The organism is Pokkaliibacter sp. CJK22405, assembly GCF_046614695.1.
Taxonomy (GTDB): domain Bacteria; phylum Pseudomonadota; class Gammaproteobacteria; order Pseudomonadales; family Balneatricaceae; genus Pokkaliibacter.
In genome coordinates, this window is sequence record NZ_JBKKHQ010000001.1 from 20,628 (window position 1) to 35,636 (window position 15,009).

At 54.2% G+C, this 15,009-nt stretch carries 12 protein-coding genes; 5 read left to right on the forward strand and 7 right to left on the reverse strand.

The window, feature by feature from the left end; all coding sequences use genetic code 11:
- Window positions 1-303 precede the first annotated feature (303 nt).
- On the forward strand, window positions 304-2,577 hold the full coding sequence (locus ACKC9G_RS00095; protein ID WP_411402684.1) for a type III effector HrpK domain-containing protein: 2,274 nt from the start codon (window positions 304-306) through the stop codon (window positions 2,575-2,577).
- 123 nt (window positions 2,578-2,700) lie between these two features.
- Window positions 2,701-3,153: a MarR family winged helix-turn-helix transcriptional regulator gene (locus ACKC9G_RS00100; protein WP_411402686.1), complete on the forward strand. Its 453-nt coding sequence runs from the start codon at window positions 2,701-2,703 to the stop codon at window positions 3,151-3,153.
- 94 nt (window positions 3,154-3,247) lie between these two features.
- Here ACKC9G_RS00100 and ACKC9G_RS00105 read toward each other — a convergent pair whose 3' ends face one another.
- The gene (locus ACKC9G_RS00105; RefSeq protein WP_411402688.1) at window positions 3,248-5,470 is read right to left on the reverse strand and encodes an NADP-dependent isocitrate dehydrogenase; all 2,223 of its coding nucleotides are present in this window, start codon (window positions 5,468-5,470) and stop codon (window positions 3,248-3,250) included.
- 401 nt (window positions 5,471-5,871) lie between these two features.
- Window positions 5,872-6,501 (reverse strand): molybdenum cofactor guanylyltransferase, encoded by a 630-nt coding sequence (mobA, locus tag ACKC9G_RS00110; protein WP_411402690.1) that lies wholly within the window; start codon window positions 6,499-6,501, stop codon window positions 5,872-5,874.
- Between the two features lie 183 nt (window positions 6,502-6,684).
- Between mobA and ACKC9G_RS00115 the strand changes: the two genes are divergently transcribed.
- From ACKC9G_RS00115 to ACKC9G_RS00125, 3 genes are all read left to right on the forward strand, one after another.
- The gene (locus tag ACKC9G_RS00115; RefSeq protein ID WP_411402692.1) at window positions 6,685-7,323 is read left to right on the forward strand and encodes a YbhB/YbcL family Raf kinase inhibitor-like protein; all 639 of its coding nucleotides are present in this window, start codon (window positions 6,685-6,687) and stop codon (window positions 7,321-7,323) included.
- 478 nt (window positions 7,324-7,801) lie between these two features.
- Entirely contained in the window at window positions 7,802-9,127 is a 1,326-nt protein-coding gene (locus tag ACKC9G_RS00120; protein ID WP_411402694.1) for a methyl-accepting chemotaxis protein, read from the forward strand.
- A 105-nt stretch (window positions 9,128-9,232) separates the two neighbouring features.
- Window positions 9,233-9,574, forward strand: coding sequence for a zinc ribbon domain-containing protein YjdM (locus ACKC9G_RS00125; protein WP_411402696.1), 342 nt, complete (start codon window positions 9,233-9,235; stop codon window positions 9,572-9,574).
- A 100-nt stretch (window positions 9,575-9,674) separates the two neighbouring features.
- Here the strand turns inward: ACKC9G_RS00125 and ACKC9G_RS00130 are convergent, their stop codons facing one another.
- The 5 genes from ACKC9G_RS00130 to ACKC9G_RS00150 all read right to left on the reverse strand — a co-directional run bounded on the left by ACKC9G_RS00130 (window position 9,675) and on the right by ACKC9G_RS00150 (window position 14,993).
- Window positions 9,675-10,625 carry a sugar-binding transcriptional regulator gene (locus ACKC9G_RS00130; RefSeq protein ID WP_411402698.1) on the reverse strand — a complete coding sequence of 317 codons (951 nt, stop codon included), beginning with the start codon at window positions 10,623-10,625 and terminating at the stop codon, window positions 9,675-9,677.
- Window positions 10,626-10,675: 50 nt separating this feature from the next.
- Complete coding sequence (locus ACKC9G_RS00135) at window positions 10,676-11,866, reverse strand: iron-containing alcohol dehydrogenase (RefSeq protein WP_411402700.1); 1,191 nt, start codon at window positions 11,864-11,866, stop codon at window positions 10,676-10,678.
- Between the two features lie 26 nt (window positions 11,867-11,892).
- The gene (locus ACKC9G_RS00140; protein ID WP_411402702.1) at window positions 11,893-12,348 is read right to left on the reverse strand and encodes a 6,7-dimethyl-8-ribityllumazine synthase; all 456 of its coding nucleotides are present in this window, start codon (window positions 12,346-12,348) and stop codon (window positions 11,893-11,895) included.
- 146 nt (window positions 12,349-12,494) lie between these two features.
- A complete protein-coding gene (locus ACKC9G_RS00145; RefSeq protein ID WP_411402704.1) occupies window positions 12,495-13,427 on the reverse strand; it encodes a sugar phosphate isomerase/epimerase family protein in 933 nt (310 codons plus the stop codon).
- A gap of 30 nt (window positions 13,428-13,457) precedes the next feature.
- Window positions 13,458-14,993 (reverse strand): glycerol-3-phosphate dehydrogenase, encoded by a 1,536-nt coding sequence (locus ACKC9G_RS00150; RefSeq protein WP_411402706.1) that lies wholly within the window; start codon window positions 14,991-14,993, stop codon window positions 13,458-13,460.
- Between the last annotated feature and the right edge of the window lie 16 nt (window positions 14,994-15,009).

Sequence of the window (15,009 nt, forward strand, 5' to 3'; positions counted from 1 at the left end):
TCATACGACGTTTGTTGCATGGGTGACCGCGAAAAAGCGCCAAAAAGGCTTATGTAACCAGAAAAATGGCTATTTAAACTCTGTCAATCTTTTTATTGGGTTATGTAAATCAATTGTTTAACCATTGATTATTTCTGAATGTAAAATTTTGAAGTGCAATGTTTGTTATCTTGCGTAACGAATCTCTTTGTAAGCAAAGCGTTCGGGTGTAGGAGTCTTGTTGTAATGCTGTAGTAACGCGGAACCTGGGCATATAGCGCACCACAAAAGGATCAACCAGGATTGTGTCCTGCGAGGAAATGTATGCACGTATCGAATCGCTCAATAACCACCCCCGAAACCACTTTGACGCCATTGGCGGAAAAGCAGGTTGAGGCGCAGCTGAAGCAGAATCCGCCTGCTGCAGTGAATAGCAAGGTGGTGAACTTTGGTGGCCATCGCCATCAGGGGAGCGCTCGTGCATCTGAGCAGGGCAGTTCCACTCTTACCGAAATCATGGATAAAGATGCCGATAGCGGTGTCTCGGTGCTGGGCCATATTGCTCAGTTTATTGGTCAGCGTCAGTCCGTTGACCGCGATGCAGGTGGCTCCGTTCTACAAGGGTTACTCGGCGACGATGACGGCACAGTGGATGCTGATGACGAAGGTGATACTCAGCCGCCCGTGTCATTGGCACCAGTAACTGAAGTCTCTAAACCTATTGCCACCTCCACTTCATTCTCCAGCGCGCCGACCAGCAGTATTCTGCCGACAGTACAAAGTGCTGACTTTCTGGATGAGTCTGTCTACTCGCAGGCGGATGAACTTAAAGGCTGGGGCAGTATGGTGCAGAGCCTGCCGGCTGATCAGCGTCTGCAGGCGCAAAAGCAGTTGAACCGCCCCATCGCTGCGGCTCGTATGGCGGCCGAGGGCGGTATGGATGGCGCTAAAGCTCGCGCTTTCATCGATAGCAACCCTGCGCTAAAAGCGGCCATTGATATGGGCAAGCCAGGCAGCAAGATGGAAGGCAAGATTACTGAGGGCAAGTGTGAAGCCTTTGCTGATCGTATGCAGCGCTCACGCTCTGCCGCCAGTAAAGAGCTGCGGGATTATGTACGGAATAACCCACTGGCAGATGATCAGTCATTGCAGATGGTTCGTTCTGCAGCTGTGTTGCGTGCCAATGAACCACTGACCCGCGCTGCCGATCCCCGTTACGCTACCGGCACCACCAAACTCCAGAACGTCACCAGTGATGCCGGATTGAAATCGCTGTTTGAAGATAACGCCGGACTGGGTTCATCGCTTCAGCAATCTGCCCGTATGTTCAGTGAACCAGGTTTCATGAGCCAGATCGCAGAGCCTACCTTGTCCAATAGCTCCAGTGATCAACGCATTACCGCTGACAGTATCGACCAGTGGATGCGCCATCAGGCGCCACGCAATGGCGGTGAGTTTGCATCCATGCTGAGCGATGCTGCCAGCGTAAATGCAGTGGCTGATACTGACATCAGCCAGCTGACGGATGATGTGTTCAATAACCCTGAGCACTACAGCGGTGCGCAGAAATCGGCTCTGCTGATTCGTCTCCAGCAGGCTGACAAACTGCTGCAGGGGCAAGGCAGCAAGACCGACTCGTTACGCTCCGGCCTCGGCGAGCATATTGGCCAGTTACGACAAGATCGTGATGTACAGGCCTACATGAGCAGTGTGGTTCCCGCTCAGGAGCGTGAGCTGATCAGTATTGATCCTGCCATGGCGAATGCAGCCAAGAGCCGCTTTGCCAATATCGCTACCGGCTCCCAGCTGGAGAAGGACATGCAGTCCATCCAGCAGCATTGGGTGAAGTCCAACAAGGACAAAAAACCTGATGAGCGTAATCCGATTGATTACTCGGCGGCGATCGGCAGCCTCGAAAACGAATTACAGCTGCACCGTGATCTCAGCTCGACCGGGCAGGTGCCGACCACGGCTCAGGTGATTTCGACCAAACCTGAACTCAGTGAAATGATTCAGCGCTCCTATCAGAGCTTTGGTCAGGGCAGCATGCTGCGCGCCACGCTAAAAGAGAAAGGTGCGTCCCCAGAGCAGGCCGTACTTAAGGCAGATCAGAAAAAAGCGATCTATGAACTGGCCATGCCGGGGTCTAACAAGTCAGCGCTGCAGCAGGACTATCTGAATCACGGGGTTGAGGCGTTAAAAGACAGTAAAAAAGGGGCAGAGCTGATCAGGCAGCAAGTGGGTGAAGGTGGTTCGGAGCTGTCGCTGCTGGATGCTGCTTCCAGCGATAGTTTGTCGCAACGTCTGGGGCTCAGCTCACAACAGGTACAGCCTTTGTCCATGCACTCTGCCGGTCTGGGGCGAATGAGTGCGAATACCTCTTCCATGATTGCCAGTCAGCCGCAATGGCTGGCGGGAACATCGCTAGGCTCCAAGCTTGGTGGCATGGCGGCGCCACTCGACCGCTTGCTCGGTAATGTGGTGGGCGCTTCGGATCAGGCGCGCAGTATGCTGGGTGGCCTTAGTGAACAGCGCAATAATAAGCAGCTACTGCAGCAGGTTCATGGCCTCTGTGATCAGCTGGGTATTCAGGCCTGACCAGCCACGGGGCATGGGCGAACGCCAGCGGCCTTATCCTATCGCCTCATTGACCTCCCGAATGACAAGAGAGATCCTTATAGGCTTGCTCTATGAATCTCACTCTCTTTTTATGGCCCCGGCATGACGACAGCAGCAACTGAAACCTCAACAGCATTTCTGGTGGGCGACCTAGCCCGAACCATGCGCCGGGAGTTTCAGCGAGAGCTGGAGCGTGTTACCGATGAGCCTCGCCTGACCTTTGCCCAAGCCAAGGCGCTAATGCATATCGCCAAGACTCCCGGTTTGCGGCAGGTCGATTTGGCGGAGCGTCTTGAAGTTCAGCCCATCACTCTTGCTCGATTGCTGGATTTGCTCGCCAGCTCGGGTCTGGTGGAGCGTCGAGCTGATCCGGAGGATCGTCGTGCGCACCGGTTGTTTCTCTGTGATGGCGCTGAAGAGTGCATGAAGCTCGTTGAAATGGCGGCGAGCCGGATTCGTGAGCGGCTGGTAAAGGACATGTCGGATGAGCAGGTCGTGCTGTTGCAGCAGGCACTGAAAAAGATGACGACCAATTTGATAGAGACGGCAGAGTAGTCAGGGTGCGGCTGTTAGCCAAAGCAGTGGGCATCAGTGAGGCAATAAAAAACGGGCACCGAGGTGCCCGTTTTGCTGTCTCTGGAAGACGTACTTACAGAGAAGCGATAGCTGCGTTCAGGGTGGCGCTTGGACGCATTGCCTTGGCTGCCAGCTCAGGATTTGGACGGTAGTAACCGCCGATATCCTGCGCAGGGCCTTGCGCACCGTTCAACTCGCCAACAATCTTGCCTTCGTTTTCGGTCAGGGTTTTCGCCAGAGGCGCAAAACGCGCTTTCAGCTCAGCATCGCTGTCCTGCTTGGCCAGCTCTTCTGCCCAGAACATGGCCAGATAGAAGTGGCTGCCACGGTTGTCGATTTCACCGACTTTACGGGAAGGTGACTTGTTCTCGTCCAGGAAGCGCGCAGTGGCTTTGTCCAGCGTATCGGCCAGTACCTGAGCCTTGTCGTTCTTGAAGACTTGAGCCAAATGCTCGAAAGACACCGCCAGTGCCAGGAATTCACCCAGGGAATCCCAGCGCAGGTAGTTTTCTTCTTCGAACTGCTGCACGTGCTTAGGTGCAGAGCCGCCAGCACCGGTCTCGAATAGACCGCCGCCATTCATCAGAGGAACGATAGACAGCATCTTGGCAGAAGTGCCGAGCTCCAGAATGGGGAACAGGTCAGTCAGGTAGTCACGCAGAACGTTACCAGTGACGGAGATAGTGTCCTGACCGTCTTTCAGGCGTTTCAGAGTGAAGCGGGTCGCTTCAACCGGTGCCATGATGGGCAGTTCCAGACCTGAAGTATCGTGCTCTTTCAGGTACTCGTTCACTTTCTTGATGATTTCAGCATCGTGTGCGCGAGCGCTGTCGAGCCAGAATACGGTAGGCACTTTGGTCGCACGGGCACGGTTAACGGCCAGCTTGACCCAGTCACGGATCGGCGCATCCTTGGTCTGACACATACGGAAGATGTCGCCCGCACCAACGCTGTGCTCCATCAGTACAGTGCCGCTGGCATCAACCACCTGGACTTTACCTTCTGCCTTGATTTCGAAGGTCTTGTCGTGTGAGCCGTATTCTTCGGCTTTCTGCGCCATCAGACCAACGTTAGGCACGGTGCCCATGGTCTTGGGATCAAACGCACCATTTTCTTTACAGAAGTTGATGGTTTCCTGATAGACGCCAGCGTAGCAGCGATCAGGGATGATGAACTTGGTGTCATGAGTCTTGTCATCAGCACCCCACATCTGACCGGAGGTACGGATCGCTGCAGGCATGGAGGCATCAATGATGACATCGCTGGGCACGTGCAGGTTAGTGATGCCTTTGGCGGAGTTAACCATCGCCATGGCAGGACGCTCTTTGTAGCAGGCTTCGATGTCCGCTTCGATTTCTGCTTTCTTCTCAGCAGGCAGGTTTTCAATCTTCGCGACCAGATCACCAAAACCGGTGTTGGCATCAACGCCCAGCTCTTTCAGGGTGGCAGCGTGTTTTTCAAACACAGGAGCGTAGAAAGTAGTGACGGCATGGCCAAACATGATGGGGTCAGAGACTTTCATCATGGTGGCTTTCAGGTGCAGAGAGTAAAGCACGCCTTTGTCTTTGGCATCGGCGATCTGCTCGGTCAGGAAGGAGCGCAGTGCAGTGCAGTTCATCACGGCGCTGTCGATCACTTCACCCGCCAACAGAGCGGTTTTCTCTTTCAGCACGTTGATGCTGCCGTCGTTCGCGACGAACTGGATTTTAACGGTGGTCGCTTCAGGCACAGTCACGGACTGCTCGCTGCCGTAGAAGTCGTTGGCATCCATGTGGGATACGTGAGACTTGGAGTCCTTGCTCCAGGCGCCCATGGAATGCGGGTGCTTGCGTGCGTACTGCTTAACGGAAGCAGGCGCGCGTCGGTCAGAGTTACCTTCACGCAGCACAGGGTTTACTGCAGAGCCCTTGATCTTGTCGTAGGTCGCCTTGATGGCTTTTTCTTCGTCAGTTTTTGGCTCAGCCGGATACTCAGGCAGGGCATAGCCTTTGGCCTGCAGTTCCTTGATGGTGGCACGCAGCTGAGGAACAGAAGCACTGATGTTAGGCAGCTTGATGATGTTGGCATCGGCTTTCAGGGTCATTTCGCCCAGCTCGGCCAACGCATCAGGAATGCGCTGTTCTTCTTTCAGGTATTGGGAAAAGTTGGCGATGACACGGCCGGAGAGAGAAATATCGCGGGTTTCGACGGTCACATCAGCCGCTTTGGCGTAGGCCTGGATAATCGGCAGAAGAGAGTAGGTGGCTAATGCTGGGGCTTCGTCGGTCTCGGTATAAATAATCTTAGGTGTATCCATATTTCTTCCTACGGAGTTAGCGGTATGTAGAGACATGCAGCCATGGGCGCAGAGGTAGCAGGCGGGACCAGCGAGGGCCCAACCCTCTCACGGCATGTGTGCCACGAGCCCTGATCTGATCATCTGTGTTTTCCGTGTACTTTGGGAAAAGTCGCTTTCGAAAAACGATGCCGTTCAGAACAGGCGCGAAAATCATCGGGTGCACTCGACACCGTCGGGAATTGTACAGTTATAGGCGCTGAAACGATACCGGACGGGGCATGCGCCATTAGTCTATTAGGTGATTGAGAATCTGGGTAGCCTGATTTTCCATGAAGCGGTATTTAATTCGCTGGGGTCATTCCACCCAGACTGTCATCACGAATTGTTTTTGGGAGGAGAAACGCCGTTAGGCAAGTCCATTACTCCATTCCATTTAATAACTCAGGCGTATTGATGTTACTCAGGGCGAGGTCATCGTCCGGCCAGTCGAGATAGGTGATCCCTAATTGCTCGGCAACGAATTTGAAACGCCGCTCACCATCAACAAATGCCTGATATAAAGGCGCATACCAAAGGGTTGGAATGCAGCTAAAAAGCGGCTGGGGGAAACCGTGTTGGCGCAGCATCACCGGGGAGCCGTGGTGAATCAGTGTGTTGATCACCGCTTCAGAAAGCCGCGGTGCATCGCACGGCAGAATCAGGCTGCGCCCATGACTTGCGATACTCAACCCGGCAAGAATACCGGTTAACGGTCCGGGATAAGCCGTTGAACTTGAGTCATCCAGTGCCTGCAGCATGCCCTCATCACTCACAATCCGGTCTGCGCGTTGCCGGTAAAACTCCTGATTACGGTTACAGGAAATAATGACTTCTTGCACCCTGGGGCGAACGACATCAGTCACATAGTCCACCAGCGCCTTGCCTTGCCAGAGCACGATGCCTTTATCCTGACCACCCATGCGGCTTCCCTGGCCGCCGGCGAGAATAATGGCACTGACAGCGGAGCCAGGTTTCAGGGTTGAGTTCTGCTGATTGGTTGTTACAGACATAACCGGTTTACTGTTTTCCTGAATTCAACGAACGAAGGCGATTGCGGCGGCTGTAAATGCCGGGTGGTTGCTGCCGTTATCCTGAGCGGGCATGCTGGCGGGGTCAATTCCCGCTGACAGTTTTCTGCCCTCAGGTTTCTGTCTGATCAGGGAAATGCTCTTCATCTCAAGCAAGGAAGTCTTATGAAACTTGAAAGTCAGAGCTTCAAAGAAGGTCAGGCCATTCCGGTTCGGTATGCCTTTGGCAAGATTGATCCGCACACCCACGTGACGTTGTCGGATAACATTAATCCGCATTTCGCTTGGGAAGGGGCGCCGGCAGAAACGGCCTCCTATGTACTGATCTGCCATGATTACGATGTACCTACACGGCCGGATGATGTGAATCAGGAAGGCCGCGAAGTTCCGGCGGATCTGCCACGTACCGACTTCTTTCACTGGGTGCTGTTGGATATCCCGCACTCTCAGCATGAAATCGCTGAAGGTGCCTACTGCAATGGCATTAGCGTGCGCGGTAAATCCGGCCCCTCAGGTCCACAGGGTCAGCGTCATGGAATCAATGACTACACCGGTTGGTTTGCTGGTGATGACGATATGAAAGGCACCTATTTTGGTTATGACGGGCCGTGTCCTCCCTGGAATGACTCCATCGTTCACCATTATGTCTTCACCCTTTATGCACTGGATGTAGACAGGCTTGAGGTTTCAGGCGACCTCACCGGCGCCAATGTCCGTGAAGCAATGCAAGGCCACATTCTGGCTGAAGCGAACCTGACCGGGCTCTTTAGCCTGAATCCACGAATCGCCGATACTCTTTCCTGACCCGTCCTCCCGCATTACTTTTCGCAAAGCCCGGCATTACTCGCCGGGCTTTTTGTTTCTTGTTTCCTGTTTATTGGCCGCTGCCTTCTGCAAAGGTTGGATTATGCTTTTAAAGTGGGTTTAACCCAAATTCAGTCAGGCGAATACACTGAATGGAATCGGAAATGGCTGAGTACGCGTATAACTGGTGATGAGGACTTATTAGCAATTTCTGATACTTAATTGCTGCTTTTTTCTCGTTTGAAGCCTTGTTTGTGCAAAATTCTTTGCGTTTAAGTATCAGTAAGCAGATTGGGTAGTATCACCGTGAGTACGGATGGCTTAGCGAGATAACCTCTGGTGCCAATTATGCCAAGAGTTATTCCTTTGCAGTAAACGAACAGGATTCATACCGGTTGGCTGGATTACTATAAAGATCAGTATAAAAAGCGAGTTTTGCAGCAAAGACCTCACGGCCTCTGCTTGGAAAGGAGTTGCCATGTTCTCATTCGGTAAGACCAAAGCGCTTGAAGCGCGAATCAAGGCTCTTGAAGAAGAGCGACGCTTATTGCTGGCAGAACAGCGCGCGATTGAGAGTTCAATGGCCGTGATCAACTTTGATCTGCAAGGCAATGTTGAAGATGCCAACGCCAACTTTTTGAGCGCAATGGGCTATACCCTTGATCAGATCAAAGGCAAGCACCATCGCATTTTCTGCGATGAAGAAACGCGCAACAGTAAAGAGTACGCGGGTTTCTGGGAAAGTCTGCGCCGTGGCAAGTTTTTTAGTGGGCGTATCAAACGAGTAACGGCCAAGGGCCAGGTGATTTATCTCGAAGCGAGTTATAACCCCATCGTCGATGAAGCGGGCAACGTGACAGGCTTTATTAAGGTTGCCTCAGATATCACCGCACAGATGCTGGAAAGCATGCGCAGCAAAGCCATTATTTCTGCCCTTGACCGGTCGATGGCGCTGATTGAGTTTACCCCCGATGGCAAGGTTTTGAATGCCAATGATAATTTCCTGAGTGTGATGGGCTATCGCCGGGATGATTTACCCAAGCTTCATCACAAGAATTTTGTCGATCCTGCTTACGCCACCAGTAAAGAATATGAGCGGGTTTGGGATCATCTCAGGCAGGGGCTTTTCTACTCTTCGCGCGTAAAACGTTTTGCCAAAGATGGCAAAATACGCTGGTTGCAGGCCACCTATAACCCGATAGTGGGTGACGATGGCAAGGTAACGGGCGTCGTCAAATTTGCCTCGGATATCACTCGCGAAGTACTGTTGCAGGAAGAGGAGCAGCAAGGTGTCTCTTTTGCCTACGATGTCTCAAAACAAACCAGTGAGTGGTGTGTTAAAGGCGTTGACTCCATTGGTCGCGGTTTAAGCGAAGCGGAAATGATGTCCTCCAGCATCGGTCAGGCCCGTGGCACGACTAATCAGCTCGGCCAGTATTCCGACAAGATTTCCTCCATTGTGCAGACGATCCGCGATATCGCTGACCAAACCAACCTGCTGGCATTAAACGCCGCCATTGAAGCGGCGCGAGCGGGCGATCAGGGCCGTGGCTTTGCGGTGGTTGCGGATGAAGTACGTAATCTCTCCGAGAGAACGGCTACTTCCACCTCTGAAATCCGCAGCATGGTGGAGGAAATTCAGTCACTCTCTAACCTCTCCAGACAGCATATGGAAGAATTGCAGCACCATGTGGATGCCTGCCGTTCAATCTCCGAAGAGGGTGGACAGATCATGAATGAGATTAACAAGTCGGCAGACTCCGTTGTTAAAGCGGTGGATCAGCTTCAAGCAAGACGTAAGTAAGGTGCTGAGGCAATCAAATTGGCTCAAGGCGCTGCGTCATCGTTAAAAACCCTATATAATGTGCGGCTTCTTTTCTGTCGTCATTACTGAGTTGAGGTTCTTTACGTGAGCACGCTTCCTCCTTGCCCTTCATGCCAGTCCGAATACGCCTACCACGATGGCATCCAGCTGGTGTGCCCAGAATGTGGTCACGAGTGGCAGGAAGGTGAAGCTGCGGCCAGTGAGTCCGAGAACGTTATCCGCGATTCAGTTGGCAATGTGCTGCAGGACGGCGATACGGTCACGGTAATCAAGGACCTGAAAGTGAAAGGCTCTTCACTGGTCATTAAGGTGGGTACTAAAGCGAAAAATATTCGCCTGGTGGACGGTGACCATGACATCGACTGCAAAATCGATGGTGTGGGTGCCATGAGCCTGAAATCCGAATTTGTGAAAAAAGTCAGCTGATGTAAGGCTGAACTGCCAATGAAAAACGCCCCATTATCGGGGCGTTTTTTATGGTCGCGCTTTGGCAAACCAGGCTGATTGGAGACGGTTTTATTCGCCTCTAGTCGTCAAGCAGGGCGCGTGCAGTCACTTCATCCGTAATTAAACCGTGCAATAACCCGCTGGCCAGAACCGCACGAATCGCGGTGAGTTTCGACTTGCCGCCCGCAATCGCCACGACCTTATCCTTGCGGTCTTCATTGACTGCCACCGCCAGGGTGCGGGAAGTCAGCTGGGTTTTGATCATATAACCCTGCTCATCAAAGAAGTGGCCGAGAATTTCACCCACGGCACCCGAAGCGGAAATATCGCTGATCTCGCTGGCCTGAATCATCCCGGCCTCAACCAGCTGTGCGGCAGGCTCAACGGTGCCGATGCCCACCAGTTTGATCTCAGCCTGTTCCGCCATGGCGAAGACTTCACTCACGCCGCGCTGTGCCAGTAACACTTTGCGGTCTTCCACCGTATTGGCAAAGAAGGGCACGGGAATCACATAGGCTTTACCGCCGGTGCGTTCAGCGATGCGGTGCATGACATCGTGAGGGTTAATGGCGTAATTGCGGGTCAGGCCGCCAAGCAGGGAGACAAAATGCACGTTACTGGCATCGATCTTCGGCAAATGCTGAATGGCGGCAGAGAGGGTTCGCCCGTGACCCAGACCAATCGTGGTGCTGGGGTTGCTGATAAGCAGTGTGCGCAGGAACTCAGCACCGGCAAGGCCCAGGGCTTTTACCGGTAAGCCTTCTTCTGCCAAATCAGGTGCGACCTGACAGACATTCAGACCAAAGCGTTCGCTAAGCTTATTCTCAAGCTCCACACATTCGATGATGTCGCCATCAATGCTGACGCGCACCGCGCCATCGGCAACAACCTTGGCAATCATGCGGTGGGTTTTGACGGACGGCAGGCCAAGGCGCTTGGCAACAGCTGCCTGAGTCAGGCCGCCCACGTAATGAAGCCATGCCGCTCGCAGCGCCAGAGAATCATCATTGTCGGGAAGGTCATTGGCCATGGTGTTTCCTCATCGACTGCGGGCCGTAGCCCCGGTAAGTGACATCGCCATCAGAGTGTTGTGGTGTCCTGAAGTGATAACGCCTTGCCCTGATGCGCGAGGGTCAGCATCTGCAAGAGATCCTCTGCACTCAGGCTGACCGGATTGGCTTTCATCGAGGATGAGGCGCCGGCGGCTTCAGCAACGCCCTTAAGTAGCTCATCACCGATACCCAGTTCCTTCAGGGTGTTGAGACCGGCATCACGGCTCCACTGCCGCAGGGTTTCAAAGGCCATGTCAGGTGAGCCGCCAAGGCTTTGGCTAATCCACACGGCGACCTCCTGGAAGCGTTTGCGAACCAGCGCATCCTCAGGTAACTGGCTCAGGTTTAATGCCAGGCCGTAAGGTAAGAGTGCACCGCAAATCGCACCGTGCGGCGCAGAAGACACGCCACCCAGTGGCCCCGCCAGCCCGTGAATCACTCCAAGGCCTGCATTCGCCAAGGCCAGACCGCCGCAAAGGCTGGTCCAGGCCATCTCATCCCGTGCCTCGGTCGATTCTTCCTGCATCAGGGAGGCAAGTGCATTCAGCCCCCGCGGAATCGCATCCCGACACAGGGCATCAGTCATGGGGTTGGCACGGCTGCACAGGTAAGGCTCGATGACCTGGGTAATGGCATCCAGCCCGGAGGCCAGGGTCACGCTGCGCGGGCAATGATCATTCAGCGCCGGGTCAATGACCGCCAGGGTGGGCAGCATACGGTTATCCCGCAGGCTGACTTTGCGCTGATGTTCCGGTACATCAATCACGGCATTTTTGGTGACTTCTGCACCGGTGCCAAAGGTGGTGGGAATGGCAATAAAGGGCAGGGGATCATGCTCAAGGCGCCGACTGGTACCAACGACTTCAAGATAATCCTGTACCGGGCCGGTCGAGCTGACCAGCGCGGCGATGGCTTTGCCGGCATCAATCACCGCGCCACCGCCAAGACTGATCACCGCCTGAATGTTGGCATCGCGGGCGGTAATGAGCGCAGCTTCAATATCCTCCAGTGCAGGTTCACGCAGGATACTGATGGGCGTAACACTTGCTCCTTTATCCCTGAACACGTCACAGAAGTGAGCACTGCGAGCGGGATTGGCGCCCCGGACAAGAAGAATGCGTTGATAGCGAGCCGCCAGCTCCTCGGCCACTGCCGCTGAGACACCACGACCAAAACGGATTTCTCCGGCACTTAAAAAGCTAAAGGCAGTCTGGGTCATGGTGGCTCCCTGCAGGCTGAACCTGCTTATTGAAGATCGTCGATGCGTGCTTCCAGTTTGGCCATGGTCAGCACTGCATTGGCCGCTTCTGCGCCTTTCTTCACAAAGTGACCCTGATAGAAGTCGATAAACTCTTCCGCAGGCTGGAAGTTATGGGGCGTCAGAGAAACAGAGTAGGTCGGTATATCGGTTTCCAGCTGCGCCTGCATCAAGCCGGAAACGACCGCCTGAGCCACAAAGTCGTGACGGTAAATACCGCCATCAACCACCAGTGCCGCGCAGACAATGGCATCCACCGCGCCGGTTTTGCCGAGGCGTTTGGCCAGTAGTGGCATTTCATAGGCACCGGGAACGTCGAAGACGTCGATAGTGAAAGGCTGGCCACTGGCTTCCATGGCTTCACGAAAACCCATCAATGCCTGATTAACGATATCCGCATGCCAGTTTGCTTTGATAAAGGCGATGTTCAACGAGCGGCCCATGCTGACTCCTGTGGGTGACGCGCACATGTGCAGAATAAAAACGGGCAGGCCGGAGCCTGCCTAATTGAGGAGACGTAGTGTAAAGAGAGTTTCCCCGCAGGAAAACTCATCTTCCAGTGAGTTGCGCAATCCTCGCTATTGATCGCCTAGAGGTTCAGGTCCTGAATGCCGGAATCAATATGCGGTGCCCAGAAAGCCACGCTCTCGGCAATATCGGCCACCACCTGACGATCACTCGGTTCGCGCTCCTTGAAGCTCAGCTCCAGACATATTTCATTATCTTTGGCACCGCCACGGGCAAAGGCTTCCAGTAGTGGAGCGGGCTGAATACGACCATTGGCATTGTGCTGCGCCGTAAAAGGACGGTGGCCGCCTTTGTCCATCAGGCTTTGTTTGATGTGAATGATGGGTGAATAGGGCGGGACGGCTTCTGCCCAGGCGTAGGGATCAAAATCCGATGGGTTGGGGGAGCTGACATCGCCGTGGTCAATATCCGCCATCATCCACATGGGAATGGCCATATTGGCATCGGTCAGACGCTGCTGCAGGGCAAGGCTCGAGGCTATGGTTTCGCCAAACTCACGGCCCACACTCATCGGCTCCCAGAATACGTACTCAAGACCGGCTGATTTGGCGTGCTCAGCCACTTCAGCCCAGCAGTCGATGGCGATCTGAATCAGCGTTTCACGGCGGGCAGGGTCGTCATAATCCTTGTAGGTGAAGATCGCAAACTGCGTTCCGACCGACTTGCCGCCAAGATCAGCGGTGATGTCGGCAAAGGTTTTGAACCATTCCACGTAGTAGCGGCGCACTTCAGCATCGGGGTGGCCGAAGTGATTCAGGCGTCCGTAAGGGCCGGTCATGCCGGAAGTGACACGCACGCCGGTCTCGTTCATCGCCGTCACCATACGACGGGTTAGACGGCGCAGGGTGGAGGACTCCCAGCTGGGGTTAATAAACTCATGGGTCAGCTGCAGGTCGCGGATTTTAATCTCACGACCAACGGTGTGGATCAGGTCCTCTGGCTCGGCAAAGCGGTTCACCAGCGGGTTGGTGTTAAGTGACAGCGTCAGTGACATCGAAAAACTCCTTGGCGCAAGGCGATCGGGTTAGCTCATTGCGACCTGAACGGTGGCGCTGGAAGCCACAAACGTCTGATCAAACCAGGTGGTGAAGGTGGTTTTCTGCTCATCGGTCATGTGCAGGCCATGCTTGGTTCGGCGAACCAGAACATCTTCTGCCTGCTGTACCCATTCCTTCTGCACCAGATAGCGCACTTCGGCTTCATACAGCTCCGTGCCAAAATGCTGACCAAGATCGCTCAGGGATTCGGCATTGCCCACCAGATCCCTGGTGCGCGCACCATAGAGACGGCTGTAATGCTTGCGAAGGGCGCGTGGCATCCAGGGATATTGCTCTTTGAGTTTCTGGGAGAAGGTTTCGAAATCCGCATTAGGGATTTCGCCGCCGGGCAGGGTGGCAGCAGACGTCCAGTCATCTCCCATGGTGGGGAAGAAGGGAGCCAGACGTTGCATGGCATGCTCTGCCAGTTTGCGGAAGGTGGTGATTTTGCCGCCAAATACATGTAGCAGCGGAGCACCACCATTTTCATCCAGATCAAAAACGTAATCGCGGGTGACTGCTGAAGGGTTGCCCTTGCCATCGTCAAACAGCGGGCGCACACCGGAGAAGCTGGTCAGTACGTCATCACGGCGCAGCTTCACCTTGAAGTAGCGGTTGACGGCATCCATCAGGTACTGAATTTCCGTCTCATCGGCCGTGACTTCTTCTGCCTTGCCATCGTAAGGAATGTCCGTGGTGCCGATCAGCGCTTTATCACCCTCGTAAGGGTTGATAAAGATCACGCGTTTGTCGTGGTTTTGCACCAGATAGGCCTGCTGACCCTCCCAGAACTTAGGCACGATGATGTGCGAGCCTTTAACCAGTCGTACTTTGCGTGAGCTGTGGGTTTTGGTGACGTTGCTGACAATATTCAGCACCCAGGGGCCCGCGGCGTTAGCGATCACCTTGGCGTTGACGGTACGGGTCTCGCCGGTGTTTTCATCCTTAAGGGTAATCACCCAGTGATCCGGCTTGCGGTCTGCCGAGACACAGCTGGTGCGGGTCAGTATTGTCGCGCCACGCTCAGCGGCATCCACCGCATTCAGCGTGACTAGGCGGGCATCATCGACCCAGCAGTCAGAATATTCAAAACCCTTGCTGTACTGATCCAGAATCGCCGTACCCTCCGGGTCACGATGCAGGTTCAAAGTACGTGTGCCGGGGAGCTTTTTGCGGCCTCCCAGATGGTCATAAAGAAAAAGACCCAGGCGAACCAACCAAGCCGGCCGGTCCTGAGGGCTGTGGGGCAGCACGAAACGCATGGGCCAAATAATATGGCTGGCGGAGTTCAGCAGCACTTCACGTTCGATCAGCGCTTCTCGCACCAGACGAAATTCATAGTATTCAAGATAACGCAGGCCACCGTGGACCAGCTTGCCGGAGCGTGAGGAGGTGCCCTGTGCCAGGTCATCCTTCTCACACATCATGACCTTAAGGCCGCGACCGGCAGCATCACGGGCGATACCTGCACCGTTAATTCCGCCACCGATAACAAACAGATCCAGCATGGGTGAATCAGACATTGTTTACTCCTTGCAG